The sequence below is a fragment of the Blastopirellula sediminis genome, from assembly GCF_020966755.1.
Classification (GTDB): Bacteria; Planctomycetota; Planctomycetia; order Pirellulales; family Pirellulaceae; genus Blastopirellula; species Blastopirellula sediminis.
Window position 1 is genome coordinate 3,892,585 of the sequence record NZ_JAJKFT010000010.1, and the last position, 21,943, is coordinate 3,914,527.

The following is a 21,943-nucleotide window of genomic DNA, read 5'->3' on the forward strand; positions in this document are numbered from 1 at the left end:
GGGGGTCTTTTTCGCGACTTGCCATAACGTCCCCTTTAGTTTTCTAAGCGACAAACAGCAAGTAACCGATCGTCTCAAGCGCAAGCGTCCCCACCAAAACTCCCGCGGCGATCGAAGCCCCGCGCGACGTCACCGTCTGAGCCCCTTGCCCAAAGCCAAAATACCCGCCGCGTCCATTCCAAAGCCACAATCCCAGCGGCACGCAGACCACACCGAACAGCGCCAGTTGCCAGGACGCTCCTCCCAACTTCAAAATCTCCGCGGCGTCGCCGACCGGCAGGAAAACCGCCGCGCCCAAGTACGCTCCATTCGCAATCAAGCAAAAGCCGGCGAAGAAGGCGGCGAGCGGCTCTTGGCTGCTCTTGAATAGTCGTAGCGTCAGCCAGACGATGGCCGGCACGAGCGCTCCGAAGATTGGCCCGGCCCAGATGATCGGCAGTTCGTGCTGCGGCGCATGAAAATCGGTTCGCGAGATATCCCACGGGACCAGGTAGACGAGTTCTACCTGGCCGCCGAAGTAAAGGGTTGCCAGTGCATGGCCTAGCTCGTGGATGATTTGCATCCAGAGCCAGCAGGTAACGCAAATGGCGAAGGCGAAAACGCCGCGTCTCATTTCACCCGGCCGACCGGACGGAGGCCGGAGCCCTTCGTCTTGGTCAAACCGTCGCCAAGGTCGGCTCGCGCTTCGTCCGCCAGTTTCTGCAGTCGGGCGACGACGTCGGGATGCGAGTCCTTCACATCGATCGTTTCGCCGATGTCGCTTTCCAGGTCGTACAGGGCCAGGCCGGTGTGGGCCTGCTCGTAGTTGACCGGCAAGCCGTCTTTGCCGCCGGGGCGACCATTCAGGGTGCGGTAGCCGTGCGGAAAGTGAAGCTTCCACTTGCCGCTGCGGATCGCTTGCAGCTGGTCGCCGTAGTACATGTAGTACGCTTCGTGCGGGCTCTTCGCGCCGGGCTGGCCGGTGACGATCGGCCAGATGTTTTTGCCGTCGATCTTGTGGTCAGGCAGCTTGGCGCCGATCAGCTGGGCGACAGTCGGCAGAATGTCGATCGTCATCATCGGCGTGCTGACGCTCTTGCCGGCCGGAATCTTGCCCGGCATCCAGAAGATCGTCGGTTCGCGGCAACCTCCGTCCCACATCGTCCCCTTCCCTTCCCGCAGCGGACCGGCCGAGCCGGCATGTTCGCCGTACGAGAGCCACGGGCCGTTGTCGGAGGTGAAGATCACCAGCGTGTTGTCGTCCACCTTGTTACGGCGAAGCGCTTCCATGATCTGGCCGACCGACCAGTCGACTTCCATCACCACATCCCCAAAGAGCCCAGCGCCAGACTTGCCGGCGAACTTGTCCGAGACGTAAAGAGGCACGTGGACCATCGAGTGCGGAACGTAGAGGAAGAAGGGCTGCTTGGCGTGATCGTCGATGAACTCGACCGCTTTCTCGGTGTAGAGGGTGGTCAGGTTCCGCTGTTCCTCCGGCGTCACTTCGGCGTCGATGATTTCGTTTTTCGAGATCAGCGGCAGGTCGGGATAGGTCTTCTTGCGCTGCTCGAGCGACTTGTCGCGAAGGCCGGGATGGTAGGGCCACATGTCGTTCGAGTACGGTAGGCCGACGTAGTCGTCAAAGCCATGCTGCAGCGGCAGGAACTCTTTCTCGTCCCCCAAGTGCCACTTGCCGTAGATCGCGGTCGCATAGTCCTTCTGCTTGCAAATTTCGGCCAGGGTCGTTTCTTCCGGGTTAAGCCCGATCTTCGACTTCGGACCGAGCGCTCCCAAGATGCCAAGTCGATTGTTGTAGCAGCCGGTCAGCAGTCCGCACCGCGAGGCGGAGCAAACGGCCTGGGTGACGTAAAAGTCGGTGCAGATCGTCCCCTCTTTGGCCAGCTCGTCAAGATGCGGCGTCGGATAGGCGGTCGCGCCAAACGGGCCGATGTCGGCGTAGGCCATGTCGTCAATAAAGATGACGACGATGTTGGGAAGCTTGGCTTCGTCGGCGGCGAAGCTGACGGACGAACAGGCGAAAACGGCAACCAGAGCGGCCGCCGCCAAGGTGAAGGTGCGAAGCATGCGATTCTAGCCGGGTTGGGGGGCGAGATGGGCGATTTGGAAGGAAGTTCTCATTCTCGTCCATCCTGTCACATGGGTCAACTTTCTTAGCAACGCTTCGCCAAGACAAAATTGTTGTTTGAAAAGGGAAAACGGCGAAAATGAAGGGATTTGCTGCGACGGAATGCGGCGTTGGCAGCGAATTGATTCTGAGCGTCCCCCGCTTTAACGGCCCCTAAGTTGCCAGAAGATTTTGGTTCGAGATCTTATAGTAGTCGCAGCGTTAGCAGGGACGGCTAAGGTCGAAACTAGTCGCGAGTAGAGGATGGATTTAAAAACCGTTCGCGGATAACCCGCTCTGGAATTTCTAACAACCTTGCATGCGACAATGCGACATCTTCCGATGCTTTCCCAAACCGATAGGTGAATGCGACGAGAATGATTGAAGCGATCAACAGCAGGGAGCAGACGACGATTAGCCAGACTGCAGACATGATTGGGTCTTCGTCATGTGACGCTACGATTCCTAACCTTACAATGCCAAGCGATTGGAGGAGTAGACCAATGCCGAGAGATGTATCCACTAGCATAGCGATCGCGAGAAGATAGGCTACCGCTCGGAACCAAGCGAGCTGCACAGATTTCCATTGGAGCGGGATTCGTAAGCCTCTTGCCGGTGAAGCACTGTCGTCTCCTTCCAGGACCAGCCACGATTCCCGAGGTATGATCGGAAAGAAGCAGATGTGAATGAAACGCGTCTTAACGTGGAATAAACCCTTTAAGCGGTCAATTCTGCCGTAGTATCCATCTCCACCGAACATCGAATGTACCCTACCAACAAAAATGTATTACGGGGCTAAAACATTTCCGACGCAGCGCCAAATGTGATCGCGGCTATAAACGCAAAAATCCCTAGAACGAACGAGACAAACGCAATCAGCAAAAGTTTTACGCCTTTCAATTGGCGCAGCGTGGACTCAAGGAACGTTTCGCGATAGCTTGGTACCGGCTCATGCGCAAGCCAAGCTTCTATTTCCATCGCCAGTTCCAAGGGAGTCGTATAGCGGAGCCACGGTTCGAGTTTCATCGCGCGCAAGCAGATTGCTTCTAATGGGCGTGGGATTCCACGCCAGACCGAGCGAGGTCGTCGAAAGTCTCCTGCACGTACTTTCTGAACCATTCGTAAGGCGTTCTCATCCGAAAATGGAGCCTCGCCAGTAAGCAATTTGTAAAGAGTTGCACCAAGGCCATAGACATCAGACCGGCGTCCGACTTCGTCGGTTCGTCCCATCGCCTGTTCTGGGCTCATATAAGCAGGGGTCCCCAAAATGGCGCCCGAACCGGTCATTTCCGGCTCATTCACCACCCCTTCGATTTCTGTATATTGCGGAAACTGGGGATGATCGGAGACGTTCATTCGCTTTGCCAAGCCCCAGTCGAGGAGAAACGTTTCTCCCAACGCTCCTGTGATAATATTTAGCGGTTTGATGTCGCGGTGAATGACTCCGCGACGGTGTGCATATTCGACAGCCTCGCAGACGCGCATGAAGCTCTGTAGAAGTTTACGAAAACGTTGATCGCGTTGAATTGGGAGCAGTGGACGCTTTTGGTGAAAAAGACCGATCGCTTGACTAAGCGTGATGCCATGGATGCGTCGCATCGCGTAAAAGACGTCTCCATTTTCATCGCGACCGATGGCGTAAACGGGCACGATACAGGGATGTTCCAATTGCCCGGTGAGCTTGCCCTCCTGCACAAAGCGTTTGATGGCCGCTTCATTGTTGAGTCCGCCGTGGATCTGCTTCAGTAGAACCTCGCGTCCAATGTCTTCGTCGTAAGCGAGGTAGACGACGCCCATTCCTCCCTTCGCAAATGGACGCACCTTTCGAAAGCGAGGGAAGTTAGTTCCCGACTTGGCGGCTTCAATTCCCGTTCGCCCCTTCAGGGGAAGCGTGTCGTGCAATATCGGACCGGCGAACGATGATGTCGTTTCCACTGGTCCGGCCGATGCGTTCTCCAAGTCGTAGTTTGATAGTACTAAGTCGATGGTATCGAGGTACAGAGGATACCGAGCGCTGTAAAAAACGTGGTCGCAGTGGAATGACCGCTTGCGGCGGTGTTGCACGTCTATCGTTAATAGGGACTTAAAGAGATCCTTTCGTTGTGATTCCTCTACATTCTCAAGATACGAATCAATGTGGGGAGGATCAGAATGTTCGCCCCAGGCACAATCGAATTGTCCGCATATGGAGTCCAGGCGGGACGCATCTTCAGAGTCGCGCATTGATGCTCATCCAAAATGGTGTCCATTGTTGAGCCAATCGAGCGTAGCTTCTAGCGTTGTAACGACGTGCCGCTAGGAGCGACGTCAGACGCGTGCGTTATCGACGAATTGCAGAGGCAAAAATATTGGCCTCGGCAGGCCTGTTCGGCATTCTATCGTTGGGAATCACGGTCTGTGAAATTCTGTTTGAAGAAATGCAACGGTTTCGAAGGATTTCGCTCTCGTTAGAACAAGTTAACTATTTGCCTGCGGAATTTTCGTTCGCTTAGAATTGCCCGCCATAAACTCCTCGTACTTTTGCGATAAATGCCATACGACTTGTTGTGTTGGCTCTGTCGAATCCAATTGCTGGACCAGCTTAAGGCAGCGTCGCGAAGCGTCGTTAACCGCCCAACGTGACTCCATGCCGGAATAACCCATGTCTTCGTTTTCGATTTTTTGACCTCCTTGGAAAACGGACTTCGCTGGTTGTGGAATTCGTCAAGCGAACGCGTTGCCTTTCGAAATCGGCGTTAATCGAGATTTTGCGTTGTTCTTAAAAGGATCTCCCCGAGTCAGCCAACCATAGTGATTTGCGAAACATTCGACCTTCCAATACGCGGGTTCCAATTGGGGGGCGGTCATCGGCGCGATTTGCCCCGGTCAAATTGACTATTCAATCGGCAAGTCTAAATGCGCACACTAGCAATTAGTTTGTGCAAATTAATGCGGATTTGATGCCGCGTGCAATCTTCTCGCTTTAGGTTGCATGAAAGTTAACCCAGGTTGCAAGAATATTTTCTAGACGAAGATTGCACCTACGGTTAAATTCAAACTCACAGCCCACCCCTACCTTTCGCTTAGTTCGGCTTTCGGCCGCCACTAAGTCCCTCCTGCCAACTTACTGCGAACCATGATGGTCATCCCTACCTACCATTCGGCCAGGGACACCCGACGCTGCCGCATGTTTGGCGTCGTACTGGCGTTGCTCTTCTGTCAGCTGGCAGTCGCAGCAGACTCCGTTCCCGAGCAGGTCGCTCCCAAGAAGGTCAGCTTCGTTAACGACGTTGTGCCGGTCCTTACCAAGGCTGGCTGCAACATGGGAACCTGCCACGCGAAAGCCGGCGGCGGTCAAAACGGTTTCCAACTCTCGCTGCTCGGCTTTGAGCCGCTCGAAGATTACGAAAGCATCGTCCGTGAGGGACGTGGTCGCCGCTTGTTCCCCTCCGCTCCGGAAGAGAGCCTGCTGCTTCGCAAAGGGGCGAACGAAACTCCGCACAAGGGAGGCGTTCGCCTGGCCAAAGATACCGAAGGTTACGAAATCATCCGCCGCTGGATCAGCGAAGGCGCCGCTTATCAGGTCGAAGCCGATCCGACGCTCGAGTCGATCGAAGTTCAGCCCCCGCGCGGCGTGGTCAACATGGGCCAAGAGCAACAGCTGAAAGCGATCGCCACCTTCTCCGACGGCAGCAAGAAAGACGTCACGCCGTTTTCGCTGTTCGAGTCGAACTCGGAAGCGATGGCAGAAGTCTCCTCGACCGGCCTGGTGAAAATGCACGACATTCCGGGACGCGTGGCGATCATGCTGCGCTACCAGGACAAAGCGGCGGTCTTCACTGCTGCGGTTCCGCTCGGCGCTCCGATGGGCGAATTGCCGACCGCGAATAATTTTGTCGACGAGTTGGTCTTCGCCAATCTCAACGAAATCGGCGTCCCCCCTTCCCCGGTCTGCGACGACGCGACGTTCCTTCGCCGCGTTTCGCTCGATCTGACCGGGCGTTTGCCGACTCCAGCCGAAGCGGATGAGTTTCTGGCCAGCACCGATCCGGAGAAACGCAATCAGGCGATCAACCGCTTGCTGCAAAGCCCCGGCTACGCCGACTTCTTCGCCAACAAGTGGACGGCGCTGCTCAAGAATCGCCGCGACGATGCGAGCGACATCACTTCCAACTTTGCGTTCCACGCTTGGATACGCGATAGCCTGCTCCAGAACGTGCCGTATGACCAGATGGTCCGCGAACTGTTGGCCGCCACCGGCACGGTCGTCGCCAATCCGCCGGTCGCGTGGTACAAGCGGGTCAAAGAGCCGAAGGATCAAATGGAAGACGTCGCCCAATTGTTTTTGGGGGTTCGTCTGCAATGCGCCCAGTGCCATCACCATCCGTTTGAACGCTGGAGCCAAGACGACTATTACAGCTTGTCCGCCTTCTTCGCCCAAGTCGGTCGCAAACCGTCGGGCGTCCGCGGCGAAGATTTGATCTTCCACAAGCGCGGCATGGCGACCTCCAAGAACATCAAGACCGGCGAATCGCTGAAGCCGGCCGCCCTTGGCGATGACGTTGGCGAGATTCCCAGCGATCAAGACCCGCGGCTCCGTTTGGCCGACTGGATCTCGAAGCCGGAGAATCCCTTCTTCGCCAAGTCGCTGGTCAATCGTTACTGGAAGCATTTCTTCAAGCGAGGCCTGATCGAACCGGAAGACGATATTCGCGACACCAACCCGCCGTCGAATCCGGAATTGCTCGCCGCCCTTGAAGAGCACTTCATCCGCAGCGGCTTTGACCTGAAGGAACTGGTCCGCGTCATTACGCAGTCGAAGGCGTATCAGCTCAGCTCGGTTCCGAACGACTACAACCTGGTCGACGAACAAAACTACTCTCGCTATTACCCGCGTCGCATGCAGGCCGAGGTGATGCTCGACTCGATCGACGATCTGACCGGATCGCCGACCGCGTTCGCCAACTTGCCGCAAGGCACGCGAGCGGTCGGGCTGCCTGACAACAGCTACAACAAGGCCTCCCTCTTCCTCCGCGTTTTCGGCCGTCCCGACAACGCGAGCGTTTGCGAGTGCGAACGGGTGCAGTCGTCGAGTCTCGCTCAGAGCTTGCATCTGATCAATTCGTCCGAAGTCAAAGGAAAACTTGGCGCCGGCGCTGGTCGCGCCGCCGACATGGCGAAGAGCGACGCTCCGCCGGAAGCGAAGATCAAAGAGATTTACCGGGTCGCCTACTCACGCGATCCTAGTGCCGAGGAAATGCAGATCGCGCTCGAGTATCTGCAGCAGATTCCGACCGACGCCGACGGGAAACCGATCGCAGCTAACGTCGCCGCCCAGCAGAACTTCCAAGACCTGCTCTGGGCGATCATGAATTCCAAAGAGTTCCTGTTTAACCACTAAATAGAGGATGCGATGAACGACAAAGTGCTGGACGTCGTCCCCCGCCTACTCGTTTTGATTCTGGCGTTTACCGGACCTTCCGTAGCGATGGCGCAATCGGTTTGTCTGCCGGCGCCACGTCTGTTGACCACGATGCCGATGGGGGGACAAGTCGGCACGACGCTCGACGTCACCATCACCGGCGAAAGCCTGGAAGAGCTTGATCAGCTCCGCTTTTCGCATCCCGCGATCACCGCGACTCGCAAGCTGGCCGACGACGGCTCGCCGGTCGCCAATCAGTATGTGGTGACGATCGCCGCCGATTGCCCGCCGGGGATTCATGAAGCTCGCGTCATGACGCGGCTTGGCATTTCGTCGTCGCGCGTTTTCAGCGTCGGCGCGCTTCCCGAAACGACCGCAACCACGCCGAACACGAAGCTCGAAACGGCGTTGCCGATCGCGATCGACTCGGTCTGCAACGGCAAGATGACCGCCAAGGCGATCGACTACTACTCGTTCGAGGGTAAACAGGGCCAACGCATCATCGTCAACTGTGCGGCCCGCGGGATCGACTCGAAGTTGAACCCGGTTTTGGTCGTCGCCGACGCCAAGGGGAACGACCTGCGGGTCGAACGCCGCGGCGGTTCGATCGACTTCACGCCCGAAGCGGACGGCAAGTATGTGATCAAGGTGCATGACCTGACGTTTGACGGCGGGCCGTATCACTTCTATCGACTCACGCTGCAAACGATCCCGGCCGACGCGCCGTTGCCGCTGTTCGCTTCGACTCGCGATGTGAACGCTTTCTCGTGGCCGCCGATCGGCCTGGCCGCGACCGCCGCGATGACCGAGGTCGAACCAAACGACAAAGCGGAAGAGATCCAGAAGATCACCTTGCCGTGCGACATCGCCGGCAGCTTCTTCCCGGCGGCGGACGTCGACGCCTACGAGTTCACCGCCAAGATGGGTGAAGTCTGGTGGGTCGAAGTCGCTTCGGACCGTCTTGGCCGCCCGACCGATCCGTCGATCGTCGTTCAGCAGGTCAATGACAAAGGGGAAGCGGTCGACCTGGTCGAGCTGAGCGACATCCCGAGCCCGGTGAAGGTCTCGAGCAACGGTTACAGCTACGACGGCCCCTGCTACAACGCCGGCTCGGCCGACATCCTCGGCAAAGTCGAAATCAAACAAGATGGCGTCCATCGCCTGCGGATCACCGACCTGTTCGGCGGCACGCGTAACGATCCTCGCAATGTCTACCGCCTGATCATTCGCAAAGCGGAGCCGGACTTCGCGATTGTCGGTTGGGCGCTGCACATGAATCTCCGCAACGGCGACCGCAACGCCTTGTCGAAGCCGATGGCTCTCCGCGGCGGCGCGACGATGGCGTTTGAAGTGGTGGTCGTTCGCCGCGATGGATTCGACGGCCCGATCGAGTTGGGACTCGACAATCTGCCGGCTGGCGTGACCGCCGCGGGTTTGACGATTCCGAAAGGCGCCTCGCGCGGCATCCTGCTGTTGACCGCCGATGAAAAAGTAGAGCCGGGCCTGACCAGCGCCAACTTCTTTGGTCGAGCCGAGATCAACGGCGAGATGGTGACCCGCCAGGGAAGCTTCGCTTCGATGACCTGGCCGGTGAAAGACCAGTGGCAAGAGATCCCGACGCCGCGTCTGCTGGCCGACGTGCCGGTTTCGGCGTGCGGCGCGGAAGCGGCGCCTCTGACCATCGCTGCGGCCGAAGAAAAGGTGTACGAAGCGAAGGCCGGCGAAAAGCTGACGATTCCGCTCACGCAAATCCGCCGCAACGAGTTCTCCGGCGCGATCCTCAACCTGCAAACCTTTGGCCCTGGCTTTGAAGGGAACGCCGCGTTTGACGTTTCGCTGAAAGACGACGCGACCGAAGCGGTCGTCGATCTGACCAAGCTGAAGCCGCAGCCGGGCGACTACACGATCGCCTTCTACGGCAGCGCCGTCGCCAAGTACGCCGATCATCCGCAAGTCGCCGCCGTCGCCGACGCGGAAGAAGCGTTGGCCAAGGCCCAAGCGAAAGCGGCCGAAGCGGCCAACCTGGCGCCGGAAGCTCCGGCCGTTACCGAAGAAGAAAAGAAGGCGGCCGAAGTGCGAGCCAAGGAAATCGCCGACCGGCAGAAGAAAGCGGCCGAAGCGGTCGTCGCCGCCGAAAAGAAACTGCAGACCGCCCAAACCCAGGCGGCGCCCAAAGATATCGTCGACATCGTCGTCTCCCAACCGATTCAAATTCGTGTCGTTCCCGCCGTGGAGGTTACCCAGAAATGACTCACCCCTTTAACGCTGCGTCGGCCATTTGCCCTGGCCCTGTTTCGCGTCGCGGTTTCATGCGGATGGGATTGGCTGGCTTCGCCTCTCTCAGCTTGCCGGGCGTGATGCGTCTGCAAGCCGCGACTCCGGTCGCCGAAGCGAAGAAAAAGAACGCCGTGATCATGGTCTGGAAGCCAGGCGGCTGTTCCCACATCGACACCTACGATCCGAAGCCGAACGCCCCGGTCGAATACCGCGGCCCGTTCGCCACCATTCCGACCAAAGTCCCCGGCATGCACTTCACCGAACTGCTGCCGCGACAAGCCGCGATCGCCGACAAGTTCACCGTCCTCCGCTCGATGCGTCAAAACGCCGGCGGTCACCCGGCCGGTTCGATGCAGCTCCTCTCGGGCGATCCCGACACGCGCGACAAACCGGCGCCGCGCCTGCCCGACTGGATGTCGGTCGCCAACTACATCCGTTCGCAGCAAGGCCCGCGCGATAACCCGCTGCCGATCTACGCGGGGGTGAATCCTCCGGGCAATTACACCGGTCCCGCTTATCTGGGGGACGCCTACGCGCCGTTTGCGGTCTCCGGCGATCCCAACAACCCCAGCTTCTCGGTCCCCAACATCGGCGTCTCGGATCCGCGTGAACTGTCGCGGCTCGAACGTCGCGCGACGCTGCGGCAAAAGCTCGACTCGCTCCATCGCGCGTTCGACAAAGCGGGCGAACTCGAAGCGCTCGACGAATTCGAGATGCAGGCGATGACTCTGCTCACCAATCCGAAAACCAAGATCGCCTTCGACCTGAGCCTGGAAGACGAAAAGACTCGCGATCGTTACGGCCGCAACACGTGGGGCCAGCAGCTGTTGCTCGCTCGCCGTCTGGTCGAAGCGGGCGTCGACATTCTCACCTCCAGCTTGCACGGTCCGCTTTGCGGTCGCGTCAGCAACTGGGACGACCATGCGGTCAACCATCACGTCTTTGACGCGATGCGGTTCCGCGCTCAAGCGTACGATCAGGCGGTCTCGGCGCTGATCGAAGACATTCATGAACGTGGCCTGCAAGAGCGAGTCCTGGTGGTCGTCACCGGCGAGTTTGGTCGCACGCCGAAGGTGAACTACCAACCGAGCACCGGCGCCGGAAACGCCAGCGCTCCGGCCGGAACGAAGCAACCGGGCCGCGATCACTGGCCGCGAGCTTTCTCCAACATCTGGTCGGGCGGCGGCATCGAAACGGGCCGCTTCATCGGCGCCACCGACTCCAAGGGAGAAGACTCGGTCGACCGGATCTGCCAACCAGGCGACTTCCTGGCGACGATCTATCACCACCTCGGCATCGACGGCCGCAAGGTCTTCATCAAAGACCTCAACGGCCGCCCGACTCCGATCGTCGACCACGGCGAGCCGATTCCGGAATTGATCTCGTAACGATCAGAGGAAAATAGTAGCCCGAGGCGCAAGCCGAGGGAAAGCGTCCGGATGAATGAATCCGGACGCAGCTGTTTCTTGGCAGCCTACTTCTGCCCGCACGATACCCGGCGTATCACTAGCCCGCAGCGCAAGCGAGGGAATGCGGCCGCCAATCGCCACGGGCTCGCGTGCCTTCCGACGGCGCGTGACTGCAAATTCACTCGCTCTACGGCGACGAAGAATCTTTTAGTCTTCGATACGTCTGCTCTGAGCTCGGAGGGAAGCAAGCGTCGCTCCCTTTTTCTGCGAGGAAGGCGAAAAATGCGTCCTCATCGGCGTCGATGCGAGCTCGCTCGTATTCCTTTTCGCGGAACTTCTCGGTAACGATCTCACCGCTGATCTTTCCTTCCTTCACGCCTTGTCGAAAAGTCTCCGGATCGGGGCTGCGCAGCGTAATGACGTCGTCGCCAAGTTGCGTCACCTCAGAAAAGAAATACTCGTCCGTTTTGCCGGTCCCGCAGACAAACAGAAACTTACGATCCGCGTTGGTCGTAATGATTCCTTCCAGCGTCTGGGCTTTAAACGTCCGCTCATTTTCGTCGAATTGCAGGACTCCAAAGTAGAGTTGACGCTCGACGTTCTTGATTTTGATCAAGTCGCCGTTGGGCATTTGCCAGACGCCGGTTAGCTTTTCCAAAGAAGGCTGTTCGAGCGGCGTCCCCAGCGGCTTCGTCACGCTCGGAGCGACGCAGCCCGACAAGCAAAGTGCGATAGCTGTGATCCATAGTCGCATGGTTTCGCCTCCCTTGGGGATTTGTGCGGTGCGGTAGAACTCCGCCTATGCGATTCATTTATTATGACGCAATCGCCAAAGGTTGCGAAGTTTTTTTTGGGGGGGCGGTCGGATCTAGCAACGAAATAGCTGCCCCTGGATGGAGTTGGAATTGCAAGCTAGGGAATGCGGTTGGGAAGAAGAATAGAACACGGACGCCACGGACGAGTCACCGTAAGACCACGGCCAGAGAAAGCCCCCAAGCAGCAAGCGCGCCCAAATAGTAGCCCGAAGCGCAAGCGAGGGAATGCGGCCGCAAGCAACCAACGCAAGCCGCAGCGCAACAATTCCAAATTGCCAAACAGCGCACGCTCTTCCATCCGCCCCAACGGGGCGAACTAACCTGGCCCGGGGTAAGTCGCCCCTGGCGACGCAGCCCTGGGTCACGATCTTCCATTTTTTCCGAAGCCCCAAAGGGGCGCGCTAAACGGGCGCCGGCGTTCGGTCAAAACCAACCGACTGGACCGCAACGACGATTTTTTTAACGCGACGCGAATGGAGCGTTTCCATTTAGATCGCCCCGTTGGGGCTACCATTTCAAACGCATGCACTTACCCAGGGCTGCTTTAGGTTGCCCCGTTGGGGCATTTTTAAGAGCGTCGGTTGAAGGTTGCGGATCGACTGGACCGCGAGTGCGATCTTTTTCGGCGCGTAGCGCATCTCCCGTAGGGTCCGCTGTGCGGACCGCAGATGCGTCGATCGATTTGGCCAATCCGTTTGCGCTTCCCATGGTCCGCACAGCGGACCCTACGAGCGGAGTGGACTCGGACGCGTCATTTTTTTTCGCGACCGGTTTGGCTAATCGATAACTCGGATAGTAGACCTGTTTCTCGTTGACGATCTTTTGGATCTCCCCTTCCGCAACCATCCGATCCCACGCCCGGGCGAACTTCGTACCGTTCATGCCGCAGTTTTCGCGGACCCGCAGCTTCGTCGCGTGCGCCTCGCCGAGGTCGGTCATCGCGAGGCGAATTCGTGAACGCATTCGCTGATCGAGCGCGGCGTCTTTCCAGCGTTCCGCTTCGTCTTGCAGCGCATCCGCGTCGTGCACGATCGTTTGCCAATGTCGCCCATTTGGGGTCGTAGGGCAGGCCGTGCCTGCCGCTCTGCTTGCGGACGCATTTCCCTCGCTTGCGCTTCGGGCTACTATTGGGCGCGCTGTGGGCTACTATTCTTGCCGTGTTCTTACCGTGACTCGTCCGTGGCTTCCGTGTTCTATTCTTTGTCCGGACGAATTCCCTTGCTTGCCAGCTTTTTGCGCCAGCCGCGATAAGGTATTGCGCAAAAAGAAGTTGGCGTTCATGTTAGTCTCTTTCAAATACCACTAAGAACGAGACCGAGCATGGAACGCCAACTCTGGAGATCGATTCTCGCTGCGTTTCGCGAGATTGGCAAGCCGCGGTTTGATCCGCGCAGCACGTTTACCGTCATCGAGGTCGTGCGGGTTTGGTTCTGGGCGGTGATTCATGACCGCCCGATTAGTTGGGCCTGCGAACGCGAGAACTGGCCGATTCATGAGCGACGTCAACGGTTGCCGTCGAACGCGACGATGTCGCGTCGTATGCGTTCGCATGACGTTCGTGCGTTTCTTAAAGAGGTTGAAGATCGCGTGCTACGGCCGAATTCGGCCGCCTGCGATACCTGGTTCATCGACGGCAAGCCGCTTGCGATTAGCGGCTGTTCGAAAGACAGGCAAGCGACGTACGGGCGAGCGACTGGCGGCAAAGCGAAAGGCTACAAGCTGCACTTAATCTTCGGGAAAAACGGCATGATCGGCGACTGGAGAATGGCGTCGATGAAGGACGACGAACGGGAGATGGCTCGCCGAATACTGCGTACCACAACCATCCAAGGACGTCTGGTCGCGGACGGCAATTACGACTCGAATAAGCTGTTCGCCATCTGCGATGAGCGGGGCGACATCGAGCTGATCGCACCGCGTCGTTACGGACCAGACAAAGGGTTCGGGCATCGCCCGCAAACGGCCGGACGACTGCGCTCGAAGGAGATTCTGGAAGACTCGGATCCGCAAATCGCGCAACAGATTATGGACGAACGCGTGGCGATCGAACGCTTCTTCGGCAACTTGACGAACTGGGGCGGCGGTCTCGCATGCCTACCGGCCTGGGCCAGAACCTACCGCCGCGTCCGCCGCTGGGTCCAAGCCAAACTGATCCTCAACGGCCTCAAACGGCGACGAACGAAAAGAACTTAGGGCGACTCGTGCAAAAAGCTGTTGCGCTGCGGGCTAGTTGGGGAGGACTACTCTCCGACTTTGATTACGTGCAGCTGTTTTGCATTGGTTCCGTCCCACAGGAAGAGGCGGCCGTCGTCGCTGCCGGCGGCGATTCGCTTGCCGTCGGGCGTCGTCGCGACGCAGTGGAGCCAGATGCCGGCGGCGAAATTGCGGACCGTGCTGCCGTTGGCGGCGTTTTGCAGGCGGACCGTGCCGTCGCCGCAGCTGGAGAGGACCTGGTCGGTTTCGCCCACGTAGGTAACCGCGGTATTGTCGCCGGCGAAGCCTTGGACGGTACGCTGCAGATCGCTCGATTCGGCGTCCCAGATTTTCAGCGTCTGGTCGGCGGAGACGGTGGCGACGGCTGTCGCGTCCCCTTTCCAGGCGGCGCCCAAAACATAGTCCCCATGTCCTTCAAACCGGCGGATCGCTTCGGTTTGGTTCACGTCCCACAACTTGGCGTACTTATCGGAACCGGCCGAAACAAATTCGGTTCCATCGGGCGAAAACTGAACCGAGTAGACCGTATCGGTATGAGCGGTCGCCCAATGATGGAGGCGTTTGCCGTCAGCGACGTTGAAGATGCTCAGCTCACCGCTACGGGAAGGAGCGCCCCCGCCGACCAAGAGTTGCGTCCCGGCCGAATTGAAGTCGAGCGAAGTGGCGCGATCGGAGATCAGTTCCGGCTGCTCAGCCGATCCAATCGTGCGAAGCAAATGCCACGACGGATTCAGGTTCCAGATGACCGCTTCTGTTTCGCCAAAAGCGGAAACGACGCGATCATCGGCGAGGAACGCCAGCGGGTAGCAAGGGGACGCTTGCTGTTTGAAGGCGTTGATCGCGGCGCCGGTTTCGGCGTTCCACGTTTCGACGCTGTGGTAATCGCCGGAAGTGGCGACGACCTGGCCGCTCGGCGAGAAGCGAACCGAGCGGAGCGGCTGCTGCGACTCGGCGACCGCTTGGTTGGCGGCTGCGACGCTCGCGACGGCCGCTTTGACCCGCTCTTCGGCGGCGGCGACCGACGCTTTTACTTCGTCGACATACTTCTGCGCGTTCTTAACGGCGATGTTGGCCGACTCTTGTTTCTGAAGAGCCAGCTTCTCGGCCGCTTCGGCGTCGGCCAATAGCTGCGCGGGGTCGGTTTTCGGATCTTTTTCCGCCGGCGGATCGGCCGGAGGCGTTTTGGCCGCTTCTTCGGCGGCGGTCTTTTGCTTTTGGGTTTCTTCTTTGGCGGCGGCTAGGGCGGTTTCGGTCTCTTTTTGCGCCTCGGTTCGCCCCTTCAGCGCTTCGTCGGCCGTGGTGAGTCGATTCTTCAACAACACGACGCGCTGCTCCGTCGCCTTATGATCGGCCGTCAGTCGGGCGACCTCCGCTTGTTTGGCGACGTCCCCCTTCATCTCGGCGATCTGCTTGCCGGCGTCGTCCCACAGCTTGGCGGTTCCGTTGTCGCTGACCGAGGCGATGCGTTTACCGTCGGCACGAACGTCGATCGCGAGAACCGGCGCTCCATGCGTCAGCGTGACGGTCGCTTTTTGCGTGGCCAGATCCCAGCGGCGAACCGTTCCGTCGAGGCTTCCGGAGTAAACCTGCGAAGGTTGTCCAGGGACCGCGACCAGCGAGGTGATCGCGTTGTCGTGAGCCGGAATCGTATGGATCGGCTCGGCCGGCTTCTCGGCGGTTGGCGCTTCTGCCGGAATCGTCCAGACGCGTAGCGTTTTGTCGGCGCCGCCGGCGACGAGTTGTTGCTCTTCCGGTTTGGCGGCCGGCAGCAGCGTCAGCGCATCGATCGGCGCGGGGGAAGTCAGGGTCATGGCCTGGGCGCCATCGCCGCTGTTCCAGACGCGGATTGTTCCATCTTGCGAAGCGGAGACGACTCGTTTGCCGTCGGCGGTAAACTCTACGGCGGTGACGCGAGCGGTGTGTCCGGTCAGTTTGGCGGCGGCTTGAGCGTTATCGGCGTTGTAAAGTTGGATCTCGTTGTTGGCGGCGGCGATCGCCAGTTGTTTGCTGTCGCTGCTGACGGCGATCGCGGTCGTGGCGGCGGAGGTGGTCAGCGTCGACAAACGCGCTTCCCGCGGCTTTTCCCACAGCTTCACTTCGCGGAAACCGCCCGAGGCGAGCAAGCGGCCGTCGCGGCTCCAGGCCAGCGCCTTCACCAGGTCCTGATGGGCGGCCGCCGGATTGAGCGACGTGTCTTGCAGCTGCGCGACCATCTTGCCGGTGGCGATGTCGTAGACGAAAAGCTGGTTGGCCCGCGTCACGGCGGCTTGCTGGCCGTCAGGGCTGACGACCAGCGCGTAGATCGGATTGAGGACGCCGGGGAGCGATTCCCATTTCAGCGGCGGCGCCGTGACGGTCGACGGTCCTCCTTTGGCTCCTTGATCAATCCAGAGACGGAGGAGTCCGAGCTGTTCGGAGGTGAGTTGCGGCGCGTTGACGTCGTTCTCCGGCGGCGGCATGAACGACTCTTCCTGATGCGCGGCGAGCTTCAGCAGCAGACTATCAAGTCCCTTGCCGGCGACGATCGCGGGACCGGAGTCGCCGCCGAGCAGCATTTGCTGCGGCGTCTCGAGGGCGAGTTCTCCCTGCTTTTCGCTCTCGCTGTGACAGGCGAGACAGCTCTGCCGCAAGATCGGCAGCACTTCCTGCTCGAACGAAACGGGAGCGTCTCGTTTGACGTCGGCGATCGTAATCGCCTGAGCGTACAGGGCCGAAGTGGAAAGGAGCACGACAAGCGAACAGAGCGCGATGCGTCGCATATTTCGATCCTGGCGGTCGGAAGAAGCAAGCGCCCAGAAGGGACTGGCTCATCCCGGGAAGGTTGGTAGGAAGGAGGGCTGGGGAGGCGGGGCACGCCGTAAATTATATAAAAACGGCGCCCTTGAATTCTAACACATCGCCTTCGCACTCCAAAGCAACCTTTTCGTGCATTCCGCCAGATCGGTCCGCTGTTTGCGCTCGCTAGGCGGTTGTTGCCGCGGCGTCTGGTTTTTCATCCCCCTTCAGGTTTTGGCGGACGATGGTCAGCAGTTGATCGAGCAACGTGACTTGCTCTGGGGTCATGCCGCGCGTGATGCGAGCACGCATCGCTCGGCTGGTGTCGACCACTTGTTCCCACATCGGCATCACTTCGGTGCGGGGAGCGATCCGGCGGATGCGACGGTCCTTCGGGCATGGCTGCCGCTGGATCAAACCGTCTCGTTCCATCCGATCGAGGATCGCAACCAGACTCGGCGGTTCGACCCCCATCCGATCGGCGAGCTCTACCTGGGAGAGATTCCCTTCGAGGGCCAAAGAGCCGAGAACTTGCGCCTGGCGAAACGTGATGCCGCGCGGCGCCAGGGCGGCGTTCATCTCACGCTGAATCAGGTGGGCCGTACTGCAGACCCAATGGCTGATGCTGTTGTGAAAGTCGTATTCAAGCACAGGCGAAGATCACAAAGATGGCAGGCGAATGATTTGCTCATGAAGCATCTTAAGGGGAGGCGGCGTTTTGAGAAAGCAGTTTTTGATGTAGCCCGGCAGAAACGGCCGGCTTTCGCCGTTTGGCGGAACGCAAGTAGCGAAATGGCCGAAGCTTACGAGACTAGCTGCGGATAGTCGCGATCTGCGCGAGAATCATGCGTTCGCGCCGGAAGAGCAACCCGCGGAGGCGACGTCGGTTGCGATTGGTTGACCAGCGGGTTAGCGAATCGGCGGGCCGGTCGGGATCTGGCTCATCCGGTAGACCGGGTTGTTGGGGGCGAGCTGCGCGGCTCGTTGGAACTGCTCGTTCGCTTCGATCACTTCCCCTTCAATCTCAAGAGCGACCCCTAACAGGTGACGCGTTTGGGCGTCCGCCGGTTCGAGTTCTACCAAGCGACGATAATAGGCGATCGCATCGGCGCCACGATCTTCGGCCAGCGCGACTTCGGCCGCCATGCGGAGCGCTGGAATCGAGTCTGGGCGGAGCGCCAGCGACTCTTCGACCAGCGGCCGACATTTGGCAGTTTCGCCGGAGGCGAAGTGGGCCTGGGCCGCTTTGAGGCGTGTGTCGGCTTGTCGCTGCGAAATGGATTCGGCCATTTCGGCTTTACGCTCTTCGATGTCGCGACCGGGATGCAACAGCGGCTCGCTCCAACTCGGCAGGTGAGAGCAGCCGACGGCGCCGGAAAATGCGAAGGCGAGAAGGCAAAATCGGCGGATCATCGGTTCACCTGCGGCGTTTGGGGCGCGGGAGCGAAGTGTTGCGGCGTGACTACCGGCGCCGGGGCGAACTCTTGCGGCCCGGCTTCAGGACCCGGACCGAACTCGGGCGGCGGCATCATCATCGGCGGCGGCGTCTGCACTTGCTCGATGTGCCAAGGGGAGACCTCGGGAAGGTGCGGCGGACTTGGGGGAACCCATCCTTCGCGGAGATGGGTGACGACGGAGCGATCTCCCAATCCCGATTGTTGCGTGATCACGTTACGCAGTTCGGCCGCCTCCAGGCTGCTGGTATCAAAGTGAATCGCCAGGTTGCAGTAGCGGAGCGCCGAGTAAGCGTCGCCGGTGGCCCAAGCGGCGGTCGCCATGCGATAGTACTTGCGTCCCAGGTAGCGTTTGCCGAGCGGCGACATTTTGTCGGCCAGGTTTTCATGCTGTTGTTCGAAGACTCCCTGCAACACTTCGCCGTCGCTGGGGATGTGGGCGGCGTCGACAATCCGCGGCGTCAGCAGCACGATAAGTTCGTCGCGCGAGGTCTCTTCCTGTTTTTGACGAAACGCCGGACCGATCAGAGGAATGCTGCCGAGATACGGAATCTGCGACCCGTTGCGACGGAGATCGCTCTTGATCAAACCGCCGATGATGATCGTGCGGCCGTCGGGACAAATGACGTTGGTCGTCACTTGCGTCACTACCTTGTTGGGCAACGTGATCTGGTTTTCGACTTTGACGTCCCCGTCGGAGATTTCGGGATGGACTTCCAAGCGAATCATCCCGTCGTCGGTGATGAACGGACGGAGACGAAGTTGCGTACCGATTTCGAGGAATTCGACCGATTGGGTCGACGCCGTTTCGGTGACGGTCGTGCTGATGTAACCTTTTTGTTCGCCGATCAGGATCTCGGCCCGCTGCTTGTTCAAAACGAGCAACTGCGGCGAAGCGATGACGCTGGTGTCGCCGAACGTTTCGAGGGCGTCGATGAAAACGGCCAGGCTCGAATCGAGGAAGCCGAACTTCAAACCGCCGTCGGTCAGTTTCAGGTTGTCGAGCGCCGAGAGCGGAAAGCCCGAGACGAGGCGAACCGTGTTCTTGTCGCGGAGCGCTTCAAAGTTGACGCCGATGTCGACGCCGTCATCGAGTTTCACCGAGAGGATGGTCGCTTCGATCGCCACTTGCAGCGGACGTCGATCGAGCTCGCGGACCGCCTGATCGATTTCGACCAACTTATGTTCGTAGTCGCGGACGATGACCGCTTCGGTGCCGGCGAAATCGTCGCCGCCGGCGGTGTTGCTGTTGGCGGCGATGCCGATCTGGGCGGCGGTCGAAACGCTGATCACGCCCACTTCCGGCGTGAGGAGCGGAGTAAGCAGGGTTTGCAGGTCGACGGCGCGAATGTAGTTAGGGCGATAGATGCGGGTCTGAACCCGGTCCCCCATGTTGTTCATCGCGTGTAGTTCAGCCGGCGTGCCGACGTAGATGAAGCCGCTCTCTTCCAACGTGATGTAGCCGGTCGAACGGAGAATTGCGTTCAGCGCGGTCCGCACGTCCACCTTCGTCAGCGACGCCGAGACGGTGCCGCGAACGTTGTTGGTCGGCAGGATGTTCAGGTTCCCCTGCTCGCTCAGCATTTCCAGCACTTCGCGAATGTCGGTGTCCTGGATGACGATCGTCAGGCCGTCGTCCCCTTCCCCGCGAATGATGCGGGGGCCGGTCGGCAGCGGATTCGGTTCGGGGAGTTCGCTCGGCGTCGGCTGGGCGTTGGCCAGCGGATCCAAGGCTCCGGGAGCGGCGCCGGCGACCGGCGGCGGAGCGAAGAGCCCGCCGTTCATCGGAGCGGCAGGGTTGGCCGGATTGACCAGCGGGTTCGCCGCGTTGTTGTCTTTTTGAGCGTTGATGCTGGACTGCGCGACGTCGCGGATCGAGTCGATCGCCTTGGTGAAGAACTGCATGTTCTCGTTCTGGCGATCGTTGGCCGCTTCGATCGACTTCTTCAGGCTTTCGATATCGACGTCTTGGGTGACGGCCGGAGCGTAAGCGGCGATGGCCGGAGCGTTTGCGAGGGGCGAAGTCGGCGCAGCGGCGATCGGCGAAGCGGAATCAGCGGCGTCTGCGACCGGCGGAAGCGCGAAGAGGGAACTGTCGAGCAGGTCGTCCGAATAATGAACCAGACCGATCGCCGCAGCGACGCCAGCGATGGCGCACAGAACGAAGACCGTCGTTCGGATTAAGAATTGCATTCGACTTCCATGTCGTTAGGAAAGTGACTTCCCGCGTTACGGTTGCAGCGTTCCCTGCCGCAACACCAACGTTTTGTCCGATTCGTTCACGTCGTAGGTTTTCAGGTGGAGATCAAACGTCTCCCCGTCGCGAGCGAGGATCACGCCGTTCGGTTCAATCGCGCTAATCACGAAACTGACCCCTTGGGCCGTCTGCACCACGTCTCCCACTTCGTAGTTCGCCTGGTTGATCCGCGCGATTGCTCGCGTGCGGCCGACAATCACCGAGCGAACAAACAAGTCGTCCGGCGTCGGTTTCACTTCTGCAACCGGCGCCGCGACGTTCTCTTTCGGATCTTCCGCAGCGGCGACTTGGATCTTACGGAACGGGTCGAGGCTCCCCTTCGGAAGTTCGGCCGACTTCATCCGAGGATTCTCTTTCATCCGCTTCGACCAGGTCCGCCAATTCATCTCGTTCCCGGCGCTGGACGCCTGCGGTTGCGGCGTCGCGGCCAACGGCTGCTCGATCGCGACGTCGCTTGGGGCCGGTCTCGATTTGCTGGCCGGCAGCCACTTTTTCACCAGCGGCGCCCAAAACCAAAGCGCGACCAAAAACAGTCCGGCAAGCACCGCCGCCTTCTGCGGGCTCTTCTGGACCTCTTTCTTGATGCGAGCAACCAGGGATTGCGATTTCATGGTCTCTACGAAACGTTTCCGCTCCGTCTTTCTATGTATCGGACGCTGATAGCGTCGAGCTAACCGGATTTGCCGTCAAAATCGACAAAAAACTCCAAGGTTAGCTCGCATTGCAGGGTGTCTTCGTTTGGTGCTAGCGGTGAGAGTTCGATGCTTCTCACCCAAAGGACGTAGGGAAGCTCTTCGAATCGCTTCAGCATCTCATGGATCTGGGCGAACTTGGCTTGGCAGCCGATCTGAACAGGCTGGGCGACCAAGCTGGCATGGCGTTGCTCGGGCATCGGAACAAGGCTCAACTTTTCGGCGCCAGCGGCGCGAGCTTGCGCCGTCAGCAAGTGGTAAACGCGTCCGGCGTCGATATCTTTTTCCGAGACCGCATGCCACGGGGCGAGAAACTCTTCGACCTGATCGACCTCTTCGCCGACTGCCTTCAATTGGGCGTCGAGGGCCGCTTCCGAGTCAATCGTCGTCTGCATCAGGTTGATCTCGTCGCGCAGCGCTGAAATGTGCTGCTGACGCGGCAGATAGACGAACGCGGCGTACGCCACGGCGACGCTGCCCAGCAGGACGACGTACTTCCACTTGGCGGTCTGCGGTTTTTTCGGAGCTTTTGCGGATTCGGCCAT

General features: G+C 59.5%; 16 protein-coding genes. 4 read left to right on the plus strand and 12 right to left on the minus strand.

The window, feature by feature from the left end; translation table 11 throughout:
• Window positions 1-43: 43 nt before the first annotated feature.
• From LOC68_RS27380 to LOC68_RS27395, 4 genes are all read right to left on the minus strand, one after another.
• Window positions 44-613: a hypothetical protein gene (locus LOC68_RS27380; protein ID WP_230224990.1), complete on the minus strand. Its 570-nt coding sequence runs from the start codon at window positions 611-613 to the stop codon at window positions 44-46.
• Window positions 610-2,064, minus strand: coding sequence for a sulfatase family protein (locus tag LOC68_RS27385; RefSeq protein ID WP_230224991.1), 1,455 nt, complete (start codon window positions 2,062-2,064; stop codon window positions 610-612). Before LOC68_RS27385 ends, LOC68_RS27380 begins: the two co-directional genes overlap by 4 nt.
• Window positions 2,065-2,351: 287 nt before the next feature.
• Complete coding sequence (locus LOC68_RS27390) at window positions 2,352-2,537, minus strand: hypothetical protein (protein WP_230224992.1); 186 nt, start codon at window positions 2,535-2,537, stop codon at window positions 2,352-2,354.
• A 362-nt stretch (window positions 2,538-2,899) separates the two neighbouring features.
• Entirely contained in the window at window positions 2,900-4,327 is a 1,428-nt protein-coding gene (locus LOC68_RS27395) for a serine/threonine protein kinase (RefSeq protein ID WP_230224993.1), read from the minus strand.
• A 943-nt stretch (window positions 4,328-5,270) separates the two neighbouring features.
• Between LOC68_RS27395 and LOC68_RS27400 the strand changes: the two genes are divergently transcribed.
• Genes LOC68_RS27400 through LOC68_RS27410 form a run of 3 tightly spaced genes read left to right on the plus strand, consistent with a single transcriptional unit; the run spans window position 5,271 to window position 11,170 of the window.
• Complete coding sequence (locus tag LOC68_RS27400; protein ID WP_230224994.1) at window positions 5,271-7,484, plus strand: DUF1549 domain-containing protein; 2,214 nt, start codon at window positions 5,271-5,273, stop codon at window positions 7,482-7,484.
• A 12-nt stretch (window positions 7,485-7,496) separates the two neighbouring features.
• Window positions 7,497-9,755 (plus strand): serine protease, encoded by a 2,259-nt coding sequence (locus LOC68_RS27405; RefSeq protein WP_230224995.1) that lies wholly within the window; start codon window positions 7,497-7,499, stop codon window positions 9,753-9,755.
• Complete coding sequence (locus LOC68_RS27410) at window positions 9,752-11,170, plus strand: DUF1501 domain-containing protein (protein ID WP_230224996.1); 1,419 nt, start codon at window positions 9,752-9,754, stop codon at window positions 11,168-11,170. Before LOC68_RS27405 ends, LOC68_RS27410 begins: the two co-directional genes overlap by 4 nt.
• Before the next feature lie 208 nt (window positions 11,171-11,378).
• Here LOC68_RS27410 and LOC68_RS27415 read toward each other — a convergent pair whose 3' ends face one another.
• Window positions 11,379-11,945: a hypothetical protein gene (locus tag LOC68_RS27415; RefSeq protein ID WP_230224997.1), complete on the minus strand. Its 567-nt coding sequence runs from the start codon at window positions 11,943-11,945 to the stop codon at window positions 11,379-11,381.
• Between the two features lie 568 nt (window positions 11,946-12,513).
• Entirely contained in the window at window positions 12,514-13,035 is a 522-nt protein-coding gene (locus LOC68_RS27420; protein WP_230224998.1) for a hypothetical protein, read from the minus strand.
• A 291-nt stretch (window positions 13,036-13,326) separates the two neighbouring features.
• On the opposite strand from LOC68_RS27420, the gene LOC68_RS27425 reads away from it, so the two are divergent.
• Window positions 13,327-14,199, plus strand: coding sequence for a transposase (locus tag LOC68_RS27425; protein ID WP_230224999.1), 873 nt, complete (start codon window positions 13,327-13,329; stop codon window positions 14,197-14,199).
• A 47-nt stretch (window positions 14,200-14,246) separates the two neighbouring features.
• Here LOC68_RS27425 and LOC68_RS27430 read toward each other — a convergent pair whose 3' ends face one another.
• The 6 genes from LOC68_RS27430 to pilO form a co-directional block, all read right to left on the minus strand.
• Window positions 14,247-16,979, minus strand: a complete 2,733-nt coding sequence (locus LOC68_RS27430; RefSeq protein ID WP_230225000.1) for a c-type cytochrome domain-containing protein — start codon at window positions 16,977-16,979, stop codon at window positions 14,247-14,249.
• A gap of 202 nt (window positions 16,980-17,181) precedes the next feature.
• Entirely contained in the window at window positions 17,182-17,646 is a 465-nt protein-coding gene (locus LOC68_RS27435; protein WP_230225001.1) for a MarR family winged helix-turn-helix transcriptional regulator, read from the minus strand.
• Window positions 17,647-17,904: 258 nt separating this feature from the next.
• Window positions 17,905-18,408, minus strand: a complete 504-nt coding sequence (locus LOC68_RS27440) for a hypothetical protein (RefSeq protein WP_230225002.1) — start codon at window positions 18,406-18,408, stop codon at window positions 17,905-17,907.
• On the minus strand, window positions 18,405-20,642 hold the full coding sequence (locus LOC68_RS27445) for a type II secretion system protein GspD (protein ID WP_230225003.1): 2,238 nt from the start codon (window positions 20,640-20,642) through the stop codon (window positions 18,405-18,407). The genes LOC68_RS27440 and LOC68_RS27445 overlap by 4 nt, the downstream gene beginning before the upstream one ends.
• A gap of 36 nt (window positions 20,643-20,678) precedes the next feature.
• Window positions 20,679-21,317 (minus strand): hypothetical protein, encoded by a 639-nt coding sequence (locus LOC68_RS27450; protein ID WP_230225004.1) that lies wholly within the window; start codon window positions 21,315-21,317, stop codon window positions 20,679-20,681.
• A 59-nt stretch (window positions 21,318-21,376) separates the two neighbouring features.
• Window positions 21,377-21,943 carry a type 4a pilus biogenesis protein PilO gene (gene pilO, locus LOC68_RS27455; protein WP_230225005.1) on the minus strand — a complete coding sequence of 189 codons (567 nt, stop codon included), beginning with the start codon at window positions 21,941-21,943 and terminating at the stop codon, window positions 21,377-21,379.

Excerpts from the sequence above, each read along its gene's own strand:
- LOC68_RS27380 (WP_230224990.1), bottom strand. The coding sequence starts at position 613 with ATGAGACGCGGCGTTTTCGCCTTCGCCATTTGCGTTACCTGCTGGCTC.
- LOC68_RS27385 (WP_230224991.1), bottom strand. The coding sequence starts at position 2,064 with ATGCTTCGCACCTTCACCTTGGCGGCGGCCGCTCTGGTTGCCGTTTTC.
- LOC68_RS27390 (WP_230224992.1), bottom strand. The coding sequence starts at position 2,537 with ATGTCTGCAGTCTGGCTAATCGTCGTCTGCTCCCTGCTGTTGATCGCT.
- LOC68_RS27395 (WP_230224993.1), bottom strand. The coding sequence starts at position 4,327 with ATGCGCGACTCTGAAGATGCGTCCCGCCTGGACTCCATATGCGGACAA.
- LOC68_RS27400 (WP_230224994.1), top strand. The coding sequence starts at position 5,271 with ATGTTTGGCGTCGTACTGGCGTTGCTCTTCTGTCAGCTGGCAGTCGCA.
- LOC68_RS27405 (WP_230224995.1), top strand. The coding sequence starts at position 7,497 with ATGAACGACAAAGTGCTGGACGTCGTCCCCCGCCTACTCGTTTTGATT.
- LOC68_RS27410 (WP_230224996.1), top strand. The coding sequence starts at position 9,752 with ATGACTCACCCCTTTAACGCTGCGTCGGCCATTTGCCCTGGCCCTGTT.
- LOC68_RS27415 (WP_230224997.1), bottom strand. The coding sequence starts at position 11,945 with ATGCGACTATGGATCACAGCTATCGCACTTTGCTTGTCGGGCTGCGTC.
- LOC68_RS27425 (WP_230224999.1), top strand. The coding sequence starts at position 13,327 with ATGGAACGCCAACTCTGGAGATCGATTCTCGCTGCGTTTCGCGAGATT.
- LOC68_RS27430 (WP_230225000.1), bottom strand. The coding sequence starts at position 16,979 with ATGCGACGCATCGCGCTCTGTTCGCTTGTCGTGCTCCTTTCCACTTCG.
- LOC68_RS27440 (WP_230225002.1), bottom strand. The coding sequence starts at position 18,408 with ATGATCCGCCGATTTTGCCTTCTCGCCTTCGCATTTTCCGGCGCCGTC.
- LOC68_RS27445 (WP_230225003.1), bottom strand. The coding sequence starts at position 20,642 with ATGCAATTCTTAATCCGAACGACGGTCTTCGTTCTGTGCGCCATCGCT.
- LOC68_RS27450 (WP_230225004.1), bottom strand. The coding sequence starts at position 21,317 with ATGAAATCGCAATCCCTGGTTGCTCGCATCAAGAAAGAGGTCCAGAAG.
- pilO (WP_230225005.1), bottom strand. The coding sequence starts at position 21,943 with ATGGCCGAATCCGCAAAAGCTCCGAAAAAACCGCAGACCGCCAAGTGG.